Source organism: Lysinibacillus telephonicus, assembly GCF_003966145.1.
GTDB classification, from domain to species: Bacteria; Bacillota; Bacilli; order Bacillales_A; family Planococcaceae; genus Ureibacillus; species Ureibacillus telephonicus.
On the sequence record NZ_RXNR01000009.1, the window covers coordinates 37880 to 50826 of the forward strand.

The 12947-nt window shown below is 38.7% G+C and carries 13 protein-coding genes, 1 riboswitch and 1 other annotated feature; of the genes, 6 read left to right on the forward strand and 7 right to left on the reverse strand.

Annotated features, from left to right (window positions below):
• Positions 1 to 46: 46 nt before the first annotated feature.
• Both EKG35_RS04550 and EKG35_RS04555 read left to right on the forward strand, forming a co-directional pair.
• On the forward strand, positions 47 to 838 hold the full coding sequence (locus EKG35_RS04550; RefSeq protein ID WP_126293188.1) for a carbon-nitrogen family hydrolase: 792 nt from the start codon (positions 47 to 49) through the stop codon (positions 836 to 838).
• A gap of 397 nt (positions 839 to 1235) precedes the next feature.
• The gene (locus tag EKG35_RS04555) at positions 1236 to 1775 is read left to right on the forward strand and encodes a cysteine hydrolase family protein (RefSeq protein WP_126293190.1); all 540 of its coding nucleotides are present in this window, start codon (positions 1236 to 1238) and stop codon (positions 1773 to 1775) included.
• Between the two features lie 47 nt (positions 1776 to 1822).
• Here EKG35_RS04555 and EKG35_RS04560 read toward each other — a convergent pair whose 3' ends face one another.
• Complete coding sequence (locus EKG35_RS04560) at positions 1823 to 2596, reverse strand: SDR family NAD(P)-dependent oxidoreductase (RefSeq protein WP_126293191.1); 774 nt, start codon at positions 2594 to 2596, stop codon at positions 1823 to 1825.
• 220 nt (positions 2597 to 2816) lie between these two features.
• On the opposite strand from EKG35_RS04560, the gene EKG35_RS04565 reads away from it, so the two are divergent.
• From EKG35_RS04565 to EKG35_RS04575, 3 genes are all read left to right on the forward strand, one after another.
• Entirely contained in the window at positions 2817 to 4118 is a 1302-nt protein-coding gene (locus EKG35_RS04565; RefSeq protein ID WP_126293193.1) for a Y-family DNA polymerase, read from the forward strand.
• A gap of 110 nt (positions 4119 to 4228) precedes the next feature.
• Positions 4229 to 4555, forward strand: a complete 327-nt coding sequence (locus EKG35_RS04570) for a YolD-like family protein (RefSeq protein ID WP_126293195.1) — start codon at positions 4229 to 4231, stop codon at positions 4553 to 4555.
• Between the two features lie 246 nt (positions 4556 to 4801).
• A complete protein-coding gene (locus EKG35_RS04575; protein ID WP_126293197.1) occupies positions 4802 to 5752 on the forward strand; it encodes an L-threonine 3-dehydrogenase in 951 nt (316 codons plus the stop codon).
• Positions 5753 to 5883: 131 nt separating this feature from the next.
• Here the strand turns inward: EKG35_RS04575 and trpA are convergent, their stop codons facing one another.
• From trpA to EKG35_RS04605, 6 genes are all read right to left on the reverse strand, one after another.
• Complete coding sequence (gene trpA / locus EKG35_RS04580) at positions 5884 to 6666, reverse strand: tryptophan synthase subunit alpha (RefSeq protein WP_126293199.1); 783 nt, start codon at positions 6664 to 6666, stop codon at positions 5884 to 5886.
• Positions 6663 to 7880: a tryptophan synthase subunit beta gene (gene trpB, locus EKG35_RS04585; RefSeq protein ID WP_126293200.1), complete on the reverse strand. Its 1218-nt coding sequence runs from the start codon at positions 7878 to 7880 to the stop codon at positions 6663 to 6665. Before trpB ends, trpA begins: the two co-directional genes overlap by 4 nt.
• 57 nt (positions 7881 to 7937) lie before the next feature.
• The gene (locus EKG35_RS04590; RefSeq protein WP_126293202.1) at positions 7938 to 8558 is read right to left on the reverse strand and encodes a phosphoribosylanthranilate isomerase; all 621 of its coding nucleotides are present in this window, start codon (positions 8556 to 8558) and stop codon (positions 7938 to 7940) included.
• A 2-nt stretch (positions 8559 to 8560) separates the two neighbouring features.
• Positions 8561 to 9355 (reverse strand): indole-3-glycerol phosphate synthase TrpC, encoded by a 795-nt coding sequence (trpC, locus tag EKG35_RS04595; RefSeq protein ID WP_126293204.1) that lies wholly within the window; start codon positions 9353 to 9355, stop codon positions 8561 to 8563.
• Positions 9355 to 10389 (reverse strand): anthranilate phosphoribosyltransferase, encoded by a 1035-nt coding sequence (trpD, locus tag EKG35_RS04600; RefSeq protein ID WP_126293206.1) that lies wholly within the window; start codon positions 10387 to 10389, stop codon positions 9355 to 9357. The genes trpC and trpD overlap by 1 nt, the downstream gene beginning before the upstream one ends.
• A 111-nt stretch (positions 10390 to 10500) precedes the next feature.
• Positions 10501 to 10765, reverse strand: a binding site (T-box leader).
• Positions 10766 to 10987: 222 nt separating this feature from the next.
• On the reverse strand, positions 10988 to 11470 hold the full coding sequence (locus EKG35_RS04605) for a QueT transporter family protein (protein WP_126293207.1): 483 nt from the start codon (positions 11468 to 11470) through the stop codon (positions 10988 to 10990).
• Between the two features lie 6 nt (positions 11471 to 11476).
• Positions 11477 to 11521: riboswitch (PreQ1 riboswitch) on the reverse strand.
• A gap of 374 nt (positions 11522 to 11895) precedes the next feature.
• Here EKG35_RS04605 and EKG35_RS04610 point away from each other — a divergent pair.
• On the forward strand, positions 11896 to 12921 hold the full coding sequence (locus EKG35_RS04610; RefSeq protein ID WP_126293209.1) for an ABC transporter substrate-binding protein: 1026 nt from the start codon (positions 11896 to 11898) through the stop codon (positions 12919 to 12921).
• Positions 12922 to 12947 lie beyond the last annotated feature (26 nt).

Here is a 12947-nt window from a genome sequence, read left to right on the forward strand (position 1 = left end):
TTGATAGTTAAGAATAATAGAATTTTTAATTCTAGGGGGTTATTGAATGAAAATCGGGTGTATTCAAATGAATGTAGGATTTGGGAAAGTCGATGAGAATTTTGAGCGTGCAGAGCATTTAATTCGAGAGGCGGCAGGCAAGGGAGCAGAAATTGTTGTCTTACCTGAAATGTGGAATACTGGCTATGCACTTGAGAAATTAGAAGAACTAGCTGATTCAGAAGGGGCACGAACTAAGGCATTTTTAAAGGGCTTGGCAGAGGAGCTTTCGCTACATATTGTAGGCGGCTCAGTTGCAACAGAACGTGATGGCAAATTTTATAACACAATGTATGTTTATAACCGTGATGGCGAGTTGGTTAGCGAGTATAGTAAAGTACATTTATTCCGCTTAATGAACGAAGAAAAATATTTAGAAGCTGGCAACGAAATGAATCGTTTTACGTTAGGAGACATTGAGGCCGGTGGTGTCATTTGCTACGACATTCGCTTCCCAGAGTGGCTGCGTGCACATGCATTAGCTGGCGCAAATGTGTTATTCGTTTCTGCACAATGGCCAACTCCTCGCATCGATCATTGGAAAACATTGCTACAAGCCCGTGCTATTGAAAATCAATGCTTCGTTATTGCAGTAAACCGCATCTCCCGTAAAGTCGAAAACTTTAATGGCCAATCAATGGTAATCGAACCATGGGGTGAAGTGCTATGGACAGGTGGAGAAGATGAGGAACTCGCAATTGTCGACGTTGACTTTTCAAAAGTAGAAGAAGTGCGCGGCCGAATTCCAGTATACGATGACCGTCGTCCAGGACTTTATGCTGGGGTAGTGGAGGAATAATATTACCTTATATAAGTCTTAATAGAGAATGGTCACGTTTTTGTAAGCCGGGGATTTCGGTATTTCTTACGCCAATCTTCAACTCTATATTAAATTTACAAATTTTTAACTTTTCTTACAGCAACAAATTCAATATTTCACATAGACTAAAAATAAGACTCCTTGGGGCTATCAGCTTTGGGGGGTCTTTTCCATATTTCCGAATGTTTACATGTTCATTAATACTATCTATTTTTAAGAACGATTGCATATAGCAATCAAAAGCAATTAGACAACTTGAATGTTCGTACTATTTAAAATCCTCAACCTCTTTGGATCGTATTTAATATATAGGAATTTATAGTAGGTGTGTCGAAATTAAAATACTATAGAATTACTAGAAGGAGGATATTCAATTATGGCAAAAGAAGCTTTAATTATTGTCGATATGAGCAACGATTTTGTTGCAGATGATGGAAGTTTAACGGCTGGTAAAGCAGCACAAGAAATTGTGCCATATATTATTGAGAAAGCAAACGAGTTTTTAAATGGTGACCAGATTGTAGTCGTTGCAATGGATGCTCATCAAGAAAATGATCCACATTTTGATTTATGGTCAGTACATAATGTAATTGGTACTAAAGGACAGCAGCTTTACGGTGATTTAGCGGTTTGGTTTAAAGAAAATGAATCAAATCCGAATGTCATTATGCAGCCTAAAACTAATTACAATGCGTTTTTTAAAACGGATTTAGCAGAAAAATTAAGAGCTCTCAATGTAGAAAAGGTTCATGTTGTAGGTGTATGTACAGATATATGTGATTTTCTAACAGTTGCAGGAGCTGATGCGGAAGGATTTAAAACAGCGATTCACCAAAAAGGTGTGGCCACATTTACCGATTTAGGTGACACCTTTATCCAACATATGAAAACATGTTTCTTTACGGAAGTTATTTAATTAGAAAAGGGATGCCTTCGATATTTTGGGGCATCCCTAAACAAATTTTATTGATTAATCATACCGCCATCAACTGTATAAATTGAGCCTGTTACGTATGATGATTCATCAGATAGCAGGAATGCCGCAACATTTGCTACTTCTTCAGGTTGTCCGAAGCGTTTCATTGGGACGGAAGCTGTATATGCTTCATGCATTTGTTCTGCATTGCCTGGTGCCACATTCTCTTCAATACGCGTCATCATTCCCGTTGCAATAACGCCAGGGTGTACAGAGTTGAAACGGACGCCAATTTCAGCAGCTTCGAGGGCAGCACATCTAGTTAGCCCTAATACGGCATGCTTCGAAGTGTTGTAAACAGTCGTACCTGGTGAACCCATTAAACCGGCTAAGCTGCTTGTGTTGACGACTGAGCCATAGCCCTGTTTCTTCATTACTTTATAAACTTCTTGCATGCCATAAAGCACGCCATATACGTTTATGCCAAATACAAAATCAAAGTCCTCTTTTGTATACTCTTCAAAAGGTTTAGAAGGACCTTCGACACCTGCATTATTGAAAAATCCGTCAATTTTACCGAATCGGTCCACTGTCGCTTGAACATAGGCTCTGACGTCTTCCTTTTTCGAAACATCGCCTGTCAATGAGAGGATGCGCTCTCTTGAAAATTGATTTTCTGCAATTAACTTATCCAGCCCCTCTTGTTTTAAATCAACTAAAACTAATGAAGCACCTTCACTATATAGTTTTTTTGCTGTAGCTGACCCGATTCCTCCACTTGCCCCGGTGATAATGATTACTTTATTGTCAAATCTGCTCAATATCAACACTCCTTCAAGTCTCTTGAAAATTATTTATCAGTGTCATTATTCAGTTGTTTCTAGATTTTTATGCGATAGATAAAAAATTAGTGGGGTGCATGTTCCAATTACTCATTAGAACCCCCAACTATTACCACTTGCCGTCTCAATTGTCTCATTGTTAAAATGAATGAAGGAACAAGCGTTCGCATATACTAAATGTGAAATTGGAGGTGTAGTGATGCATGCATTAAAATACAGTGAGGCAGATTCAGCAAATTTATTTGAAGTATATACCCACGCGCCAAATCGATCGATTATGTGCATTGATATGCGATGTTTTTATGCGAGCTGTATGGCTATGATTGAAAACCTTAATCCTTTTAAGGTGCCTATTGCAGTTGTTGGAAACTTCAAGCAAAAGGGCAGTGTAGTGCTTGCTGCATCACCGCCAATGAAGAAACGATTTGGTATCAAAACAGGCTCAAGACTTTATGAGATTCCGAAACATCCTGACATTAAATTATACGAACCAAAAATGGAATTTTTCGTTCAAATGTCGATGGAAATTACGAATTTGATCAATCAATTTGTCCCAAAAGAAGCAATTCATGTCTATAGTGTTGATGAAAGCTTTGTAGACTTAACGGGTACTGAGAAGCTTTGGGGACCGCCAGAAGAAACGGCAAAATATATTCAACAAAGCATTTATAGTCAATTTCAAATTCCAAGTGCAGTAGGAATGGGGCCAAACATGCTTATGGCAAAGCTCGCACTTGATTTAGAGGCGAAAAAGACTGAATTCGCAAAATGGACCTATGCTGATATCCCGGAAAAACTTTGGCCTGTATCGACACTTTCTGAAATGTGGGGAATTGGACGTCGAACAGAGCGCACGTTAAACAATATGGGGATTTTTAAAATTGGCGATTTAGCACATGCCGACCTAAGTATGCTGGAAGATCACTTTGGTATTATGGGTAATCAACTTTATTATCATGCATGGGGAATCGATTTGTCGCCGCTTGGAGCACCGCTTGCAGAAGGACAAATTAGTTTTGGCAAAGGTCAAATGCTTATGCGAGATTATCGAAATCGCAGTGAGATTCTCACGGTGATACTTGAAATGTGTGAAGACGTTGCAAGAAGAGCAAGAGAGGCCTATCAAGTTGGAAGGACGATTTCACTTGGTGTCAGCTACAGTAAAGACGCATTTGGAGGTGGTTTTCAACGAACTCACACAATCGATGAACCGACTAATGACACAATGAAAGTTTACAAAGTGTGCGAGCAATTACTAGACCAATACTATGCAGAGCGCCCTGTAAGAAAGATTACAATCAGTCTTTCAAAGTTAGAATCAGAACGCTCCATACAACTCAGTTTATTCGATTGTAAAAAATGGAAAAGGCGAAAGCTTGGTGCGACGATGGATTATTTGCGCTCAAAGCATGGTTCTACTGCTATTTTGCGCGCTGTTTCCTATACAGAGGCAGGGACGGCAATTGCTCGAGCTCAGCTAGTAGGGGGACATAAAAAGTAGCTTCTACCATATAAATGAGCCAAACTACTTTTTAAATGGATTAAGACCATCTTTGAGCGAAAAGGTAAACTCCATTGAAAAGACGGTACTCCATTTTTGGAGAAGAGGTGATGAATATGATTCGAGACCGTGGAAATATTAAATGGAACACGATGATGCTTCCAGAGCACGTGAAGCTGCTGCGTGAATGGCATGAAAAAGATCAATATGTTGCAAAGCCGCAGTTGGATGAATGGACATTACAGGAACTTAGCGAGCAATTGCAAAGGGCCTTTACGAATAAACTAGAAGTAGAATTAAACATTTGGGAGGAAAAACGACTTTTCAAAGCCACCGGAAAAATCGCAAAATTAAATATAAACAATGAAACACTTTATTTGGAAGATGGTCGGAAGTTTCCTTTTCAGTCCATCTTTGGTGTGTCACTAATTGAATAAACTGACTAAAACAAAACAGGTGAGAGAAACGATTCCGTTTTCTCCATCTGTTTTATTTTGTTAAGGAACCCTTTTTACCTCAAAAAACAGATTGCATATGATAGTAAGAGGAACAGGCAAAGTGAATTTTATATTGTCTTTTTATGGTGAACGAGTTATAATGAAATCCACTTGAAACGTTGATTTGATAATGTTTTAATGTACTTTTCAGATGTACATTTGTTTTTCATCAGAGGAGGGAGCAAAATGAAAAGGATACTTGTAACGGGTGCGTTAGGCCAAATTGGTTCGGAATTAGTCGGAAAATTACGAGATATATATGGAGAAGACAATGTGTTAGCTACAGATATTAGAGAAGAATATTCCTATGGACCATTTGAAGTGCTCGATGTAACAGATGGGAAGCGCATGTATGAGCTTGCCAATCAATTTGGTGCAGATACGATGATTCATATGGCTGCCTTGCTTTCTGCAACAGCTGAGAAGAATCCACTGTTTGCCTGGAATTTAAATATGGGGGGCTTAATGAATGCACTTGAGGTTGCAAAAGAATTAAAGATGCAATTTTTTACCCCAAGTTCAATCGGTGCCTTTGGTCCATCTACACCCAAGGACAATACACCTCAAGATACGTTGCAGAGACCTACAACGATGTATGGAGTAAATAAAGTAGCGGGGGAACTTTTATGTGATTATTATTTCACAAGATTTGGGGTAGATACGCGCGGTGTTCGATTCCCGGGTTTAATTTCGTATGCAACGCCTCCTGGTGGGGGTACAACTGATTATGCAGTGGATATATATTACAAAGCGATAGAACAGGGTCATTATACTTCATATATTGCAGAAGGTACGTATATGGATATGATGTATATGCCAGATGCACTGCAAGCGATTGTTGATTTAATGGAGGCGGACGGTTCAAAATTAAAACACCGTAATGCCTTTAATATTTCTGCAATGAGTTTTGAGCCGTCACAAGTCGCGGCTGAAATTAAAAAGCATATTCCATCATTTAAAATAAATTACAATGTAGACCCAGTGCGCCAAGCGATTGCGGATAGCTGGCCAAATTCCATTGATTCGTCTGAAGCAGCAGAGCAATGGGGATTTAAGGCGCAATATGATTTAGAGAAAATGACAGTGGATATGTTAAATAAATTAAGAAGAAAATTAGAGAGAAAGTCAATTTCATAATAGCAGTGAAGGAGCTCCAGAAGTATTAGAGCTCCTTTTTTGAAATTTCCATTATTAAAGGGGTTCCACAATAAAAAGGGAACATCGATAAGAAATTTAACGATGTTCCGGAAACAATTCAACTATTCAACTTACTTTACAGCAGAAGCCTTTGAAGCCTTCACGAGCTCCTCAATGATATCCCAATCACCATTTGCTAAGCTATCGACGATTTTACTGCCAACAATAACGCCGCTGCAGAACGAGCCGAAATTTTTAACATGCTCTGGTGCAGAAATTCCGAACCCAGCTAGAACAGGTGTGTCTGTATAAGTTTGAATTCGTTTAAAATGGTCATCAAGCGAGCCTGCAAAACTAGAACGAGCACCTGTAATACCGTTAACAGTAACTGCATAAATAAAACCTTCACTAGCTTTAGTCAAACGTTCAATTCGCTCGGGAGTACTTGTTAATGAAACGAGCTGTATCAAGGCGATTTCGGCATTCTTTAAGGCTGGGTGGACGATGCCACTTTCTTCAAGCGGCATATCAGGAATGATGACACCGCGAATGCCTGCCTGCTTTGCATCATGAGCAAATTTCTCCACACCATAAGCTAAAATTGGATTTAGATATGTCATTGCAACAAGTGGAATGGTAATTTGATCAGCAAAACCGGTTAATGTTTCAAGCACTTTACGTAAAGTCGTACCATTTGCTAATGCTCGCTCTCCAGCTCTTTCAATCGTTGGGCCATCTGCAACAGGATCAGTAAATGGGATGCCGACTTCAATGGCCGTTACGCCGAGTTCTTGAAGCTTTAAAATTGTAGGCTGTAATTTGTCTAAGCCGCCATCACCGGCCATGATATAAGGAACGAACGCTTTATCACCAGCAGCAGTAACTGATAAAATGGCTTGTTTTAATTGACTCATGCTAGGTCACCTCCAAGTGCAGCTGAAATTGTATGCACGTCTTTATCCCCACGTCCAGATAAACAAATTACTAGAATATCATCAGACGCCATTGTTTTGGCAAGGTTTGCCGCGAAATGGATGGCATGTGCACTTTCGAGGGCAGGAAGAATACCCTCTGTACGACTAAGTAATTTTACACCTTCCAACGCTTCATCATCTGTGACAGTGCCATAGGTTGCACGGCCACTTTCATGAAGGAGGCAATGCTCTGGACCTACACCTGGATAATCAAGGCCAGCTGATATCGAATGTGCTTCTTGAACAAAGCCGTTTTCATCCTGTAATAGGTACATAAATGCACCGTGTAAAACACCAGTTTGCCCTCCTTGAATAGCTGCGGCATGCTGACCAGTTTCGATTCCTTTACCAGCTGCTTCTACACCGTATAGTGCAACCTCTTTATCTTTTATGAATGGATAGAACATTCCAATGGAGTTGCTTCCTCCTCCAACACATGCAACTACTGCATTTGGCAGACGATTTTCAATCTCTAATATTTGGGATCTCGTTTCATCTCCAATGACGCGTTGGAAATCTCGAACAATTGTAGGGAATGGATGGGGCCCCATTGCAGAACCTAAAATATAATGTGTATCTTCAATATTTGTTACCCAGTGGCGCAATGCTTCATTCACTGCATCCTTTAACGTTGCAGAGCCTTTATCTACTGCAACAACCTTTGTTCCAAGCAGCTCCATACGGAATACGTTTAATGCTTGGCGTTTTACATCTTCCGCTCCCATGTAAACGATACATTCAAGGTTAAGTAACGCACATGCGGTAGCCGTTGCTACTCCATGCTGACCTGCACCTGTTTCGGCAACAATTTTTTTCTTACCCATGCGTTTTGCAAGAAGTGCTTGCCCAAGAGCATTATTAATTTTGTGAGCCCCTGTATGGTTTAAATCCTCACGCTTTAAATAAATCTTTGCGCCGCCGATAGTATTAGTTAAACGTTCTGCGAAATAAAGGGGAGTTTCGCGCCCAACATAATTTTTTAAATAGTAACGAAGCTCTTTCTGGAACGATTCATCATTTTTAACTTTGTCATACACTTCATCTAGTTCTTGCAGCGCGGTCATTAATGTTTCCGGTACGAATTGTCCACCAAAACGTCCAAACCTGCCTTTTATTTCTACTGAGCTTTGGTCGGTGTAATTATTTGTTGTCATTTTCATTCACTCCTTTACGACTTTCGTGTAGATTGTCGTAGATTTCATTGGTTATGTTTAAGGCAACAGCTGAACATTTGTTGCCAATTCGATAAATTGTTTTATTAACTCGCTATCTTTAGAGCCATTTCGTTCAACACCGCTTGATACATCGACACCAAAGGGCTCTACTTGAGCGATGGCCCGTTCAACGTTATCAGACTTAAGTCCACCAGCTAGAATGAGGCGGTCTTTCGGGATAGAAAGCTGATCAAGCAATGACCAATCAAAAACATGGCCGCTGCCACCAGAAAAGTCTGTGCCTGGTGCATCAAATAGATAGTAGTCAACGTCATATTTACTTGCTCTTTCAACATCTTCATAGCTTCTAACAGAGAACGCCTTAATAGAAGGGTAGCCTAAGTATTTTATAAACTGAGCATCTTCCGTGCCATGGTATTGGACATAATCAAGACCAACTTCTTCTACCGCTTCTCGAACTTGTAGTTCAGTTGGGTTAACGAAAACACCAACTTTTTTGATATGGGAAGGGACTAACTTTGCAAGTTGTGCAGCACGTTCAATGGAAATTTTGCGTTTACTAGGAGCAAACATAAAGCCAATCCAAGTGGCACCAGCATCAACAGCAGCTTGAACATGTTCTTCTTCCATAAGTCCACATATTTTTACTTTTACCATTACTACACGTCCTTCACATTTACAGGTAAGGGAATTTGCAATGATTTTAAAGCTTTTTCTACATCCCCACTGCGCATTAGTGATTCACCAACTAGTACACCACGTGCCCCGACATTGACAACTCTCTTTGCATCCTCTACATTCCAAATGCCACTTTCACTAATGAATGCTATATCTTCATAAGCGGTAATTTTTTGTGCTAATTTTTCGGTTTGAGCTAAATCAACATTAAATGTTTTTAAGTCGCGATTGTTTACACCAATAATTTTAGGATGAATAGCTAATGCGCGATCCAGCTCCTCTTCGTTATGAACTTCTACTAAAACATCAAGCCCTAAATTATTCGCATAATCATAAAAAGTTTTTAATTTTTTGTCTGAAAGTGCAGCAACAATAAGTAAGATGACAGATGCACCAGCGGCTTTTGCGTAATCTATTTGCACCTCATGAATGATGAAATCTTTATTTAAAATTGGAATTTCAACATAGTTTCCAATATCCACTAAATCTTGAAAAGATCCTTTGAAAAATTTTTCTTCCGTTAAAACAGAAATGCAGGCAGCACCTGCATCTGCATACTTCCTTGCTTGCTCTACAGGGTTGGCGCCTTCTGCAATCAAGCCTTTAGAAGGGGAAGCCCGTTTCATTTCTGAAATAATTTGCAGCGTATCGGATTTTCGCAGCACATCATATAGGGATGGACGTGACTTTTGTATAACGTTAAACATAGGTTCATTTGCCATTAAAGTAGGGAGTAGAGTTTCCTTATGATCTAAAATCGTTTGTAAAATGGTCATTATCGTATGCGCTCCTTTAAAATGGATTGGCTGTATTCCACCACTGCGTCTAGTTTTGATAATGCACGGCCAGACATAATGCTGTCACGGGCCATATCAATACCTTCATTGATAGATGCAGCTGAACCGTAGGCAAAGAAACCAATTGCAGCATTTAATAAAACAGCATCAAAGTAAGGACTTTGTTTTCCTTTTAGTAAATCACGCAAGATAACAGCATTTTCTTCTGGAGTTCCACCAATAAGTGCGCTAACAGAGACAGCAGATAATCCGTAGTCCTCAGCATTTAAGGTGAAAGCTTTAATCTCTCCATTTTCAAGGAGAGCAAGCTTGTTTTCGCCATCGAGTGATGCTTCATCCATACCTTGTGTGCCAGAAACAACAACTGCACGTTCACGACCTAAAATACGAAGAACTTCGGCATATTCGCTGACAAACTCAGGGCGATTAATGCCGACAAGCTGAGTTGTTAAATTAACTGGATTTGTAAGAGGACCAACCATATTAAAAATAGTTGGTTTTCCAATCGCCCTGCGAACTTCACCGATGCGTTTTAATTTCGGATGAACATTTAGAGCATACAGGAAGGTAATACCTTCTTGTTTTAACAAATCAACAGAATCATTAATAGTAAAGTTTGTATGGATGCCCAATGCTTGCAACACGTCTGCACTGCCTGAAGCACTTGAAATTTTGCGGTTGCCATGTTTTGCAACGGAAACATTATTTGCAGCAAGAACGAATGCTGCTGTTGTACTAATGTTGAAGCTTTTTAGTCCGTCGCCGCCAGTTCCGCAATTGTCAATATAAGCACCATTAGGGACGGGTACTGAAGTGGCATTAGCTTTCATAACAGTTGCAAGGGCTGCAATCTCCTCAGTTGTTTCGCCTTTTTCACTTAAGGCAACTAAAAAAGCTGCAATATCTTCTTGTGGTGTTTCCTCATTAAATACGAGCTCGGCAGCTTGAATCATGTCATCATACGATAAACTTTCATTTTGCTTCACAGTTTTTGTAAATAATTGAATACTCATCTAAACTCATCCTCCCAAAATCATAAATTAGCAGGTTAGATAAATGAAACTTTAGGTGAGGGGGGCTTTTGCGGAAAATAAAAAAGTCCTCTACAAAAGGAAATCCCTTTTGTAGAGGACGATAATAGACCGCGTTGCCACCTCTGTTGAAGCATTGTTTACTTCCACCTTGGTGTGTTTTTCTTTACGAATAGGTGAATTAACACCCGAATTTAAGTAAACGAAAAACACTTCCTTATAACGTAGGAAAGACGTCAACTAACTGCCGCTAGTTGCTCTCATAAGGCCCATTCACAATATGTGTGCACTAGTTCACACCAACCACTAGCTCTCTTAAGAACACTATATTGCTACTATTCTTATTCATCAATTTTTCTCAGCTATACTCATCTAATTTCTAAACTCTGCTTTGCTCAAACGGTGGTCGCGCTCCCGCAACCTGCTACCGTATACGAACAATTTTTGTTAACTAGAATTGTAGACTTAATTTTTCTTGTTGTCAATGTTTTCTGAAAAATTGTAGTGGGATTTGGTTTCAACGTCTTATAAAGCTCTAAAATAAAAAGCCGAGAACATAAAGCTCCCGGCAAAATACAAATTAAACTAAATCTTTGAAGTTTAAACGTTTATTTAAAAGATGCATAATTGGCACCCCAACAGCTAATACAACGAATTCGCCTACTGCACATGTAAACCATGTCAATAAGAATGGCAATTCTAGTGCTAAGTTTAATTCGAAGGCAATGATGAACATTGTAACAGTAAATAAAAACGTATTAATGATCATGCGCAATAATGTGTTTTTCACAAACTTACAAATCAAAATAAAGATTGTAAGAGTGATAATAGAGTGGCTAACACCAAACACTAAATCGTATACGCCCAATGGTGAAAATAAATTTGAAATAAATACACCAATAACAATGCCTAGCATAAAGCGTGGATTAAATGCCACTAAGTGATTAAACATCTCCGAAACCCGAAATTGGATCTCTGTAAAACCAAATGGTGCAACTAAAAGGGTAACCGCTATATAAAGCGCAGCAATAATCCCGGTAGTCGCTAAAAACTTCACTTTCATATTCATTTCTCCTTAGTTTTTTTTCGTGGGATGGTTTCGAACCACGGTGACTGAACACAAAATAATATACTATAATAATTCTTTTACTATGTCAAATTGTTATTAAAAGGTAAGAGGTATAGGCTAGAAGTTTTACAAAGATGCGAAAAATGTCGAAAAATAGACAAAATTTTAAAATTTTATTAACATAATAATTTCTTTACAGGAATTCAATGTTTTAACGGTTTAAAGCGCCAAATTAATATTTTTAATGTAGTAATTTGAATTTACTATATTCAGAACATTCTTAATGTTGTTGACTATCATGTTGCAGCAATGTAATATATCGATAAACTCAAACTTTTTTGAATTATTAAATAGGTAAAGAAATTTATTCAAAAACGAGTCTATAAATCTTATTTGAGAGAAATAAGGGGGAAGTTTACATGAAAAATAGTATGGCAAAGCTTTCGTTCTTACTATTTGGTTTAGTACTTTTACTAGCTGCATGTGGCGGCGGTAATGAAACATCTACTGAATCAACAGAAGGCAACTCAGGTACAAACACAGATACAGAACAGCCAACTGATGCAAAGTCATTTAAAGTCGGGATTACACAAATTGTTGAGCATCCATCGTTAGATGCTGCAACAGAAGGTTTTAAAGCAGCTCTTGAAGAATCTGGTTTAAACATAGAGTTCGTTGATAAAAACGCTCAAAATGATCAAAGTATGAATACGACAATTGCACAAGACTTAGTAAATCAAGGTGTTGATTTAATTTTTGCTAACTCAACTCCATCCGCTCAAGCAGTTAAAGGTGCAACATCTGATATTCCAATCATTTTCACATCTGTAACAGATGCTGTAGGAGCAGAATTAGTAGAATCAATGGAAGCTCCTGGAGGCAACGTAACAGGGACTGTAGACTTACATCCTGATACAATTGCAAATACTGTAGCATTCCTTAAAGATGAATTAGGCGCGAAAAAAGTTGGTACTGTTTACAACACTGGTGAGCAAAACTCTGTTGCACAAATTGAACAAGTAAAAGCCTTATTAGAAGAATCTGGCCTAGAACTAGTTGAAGCACCAGTTTCAACTTCAGCAGAAGTAAAACAAGCGACTGAATCTTTAATTGGTCAAGTAGATTCTTTATATATCATTACGGATAACACGGTAGTATCTGCATTAGAGTCAGTAATTGACGTTGCAAATGCAAACCAACTTCCTTTAATGGTTGGAGAACTTGATTCAGTAAAACGCGGTGGATTAGGTGCTTACGGTTTTGAATATTATGATATCGGTTATGAAGCGGGACAAATGGCTGTGAAAATTTTAAATGGTGAAGCAACACCTGCAGAAATTCCAGCAGCTTACCCAGCAAACTTAAAATTACTTATTAATAAATCAGCTGCAGATAACCTAGGTCTTGAAATTAAAGATACTTGGAATGCAGAAGTTTACGAATAATATTGAAGTTAGTTAGGAGATGATTC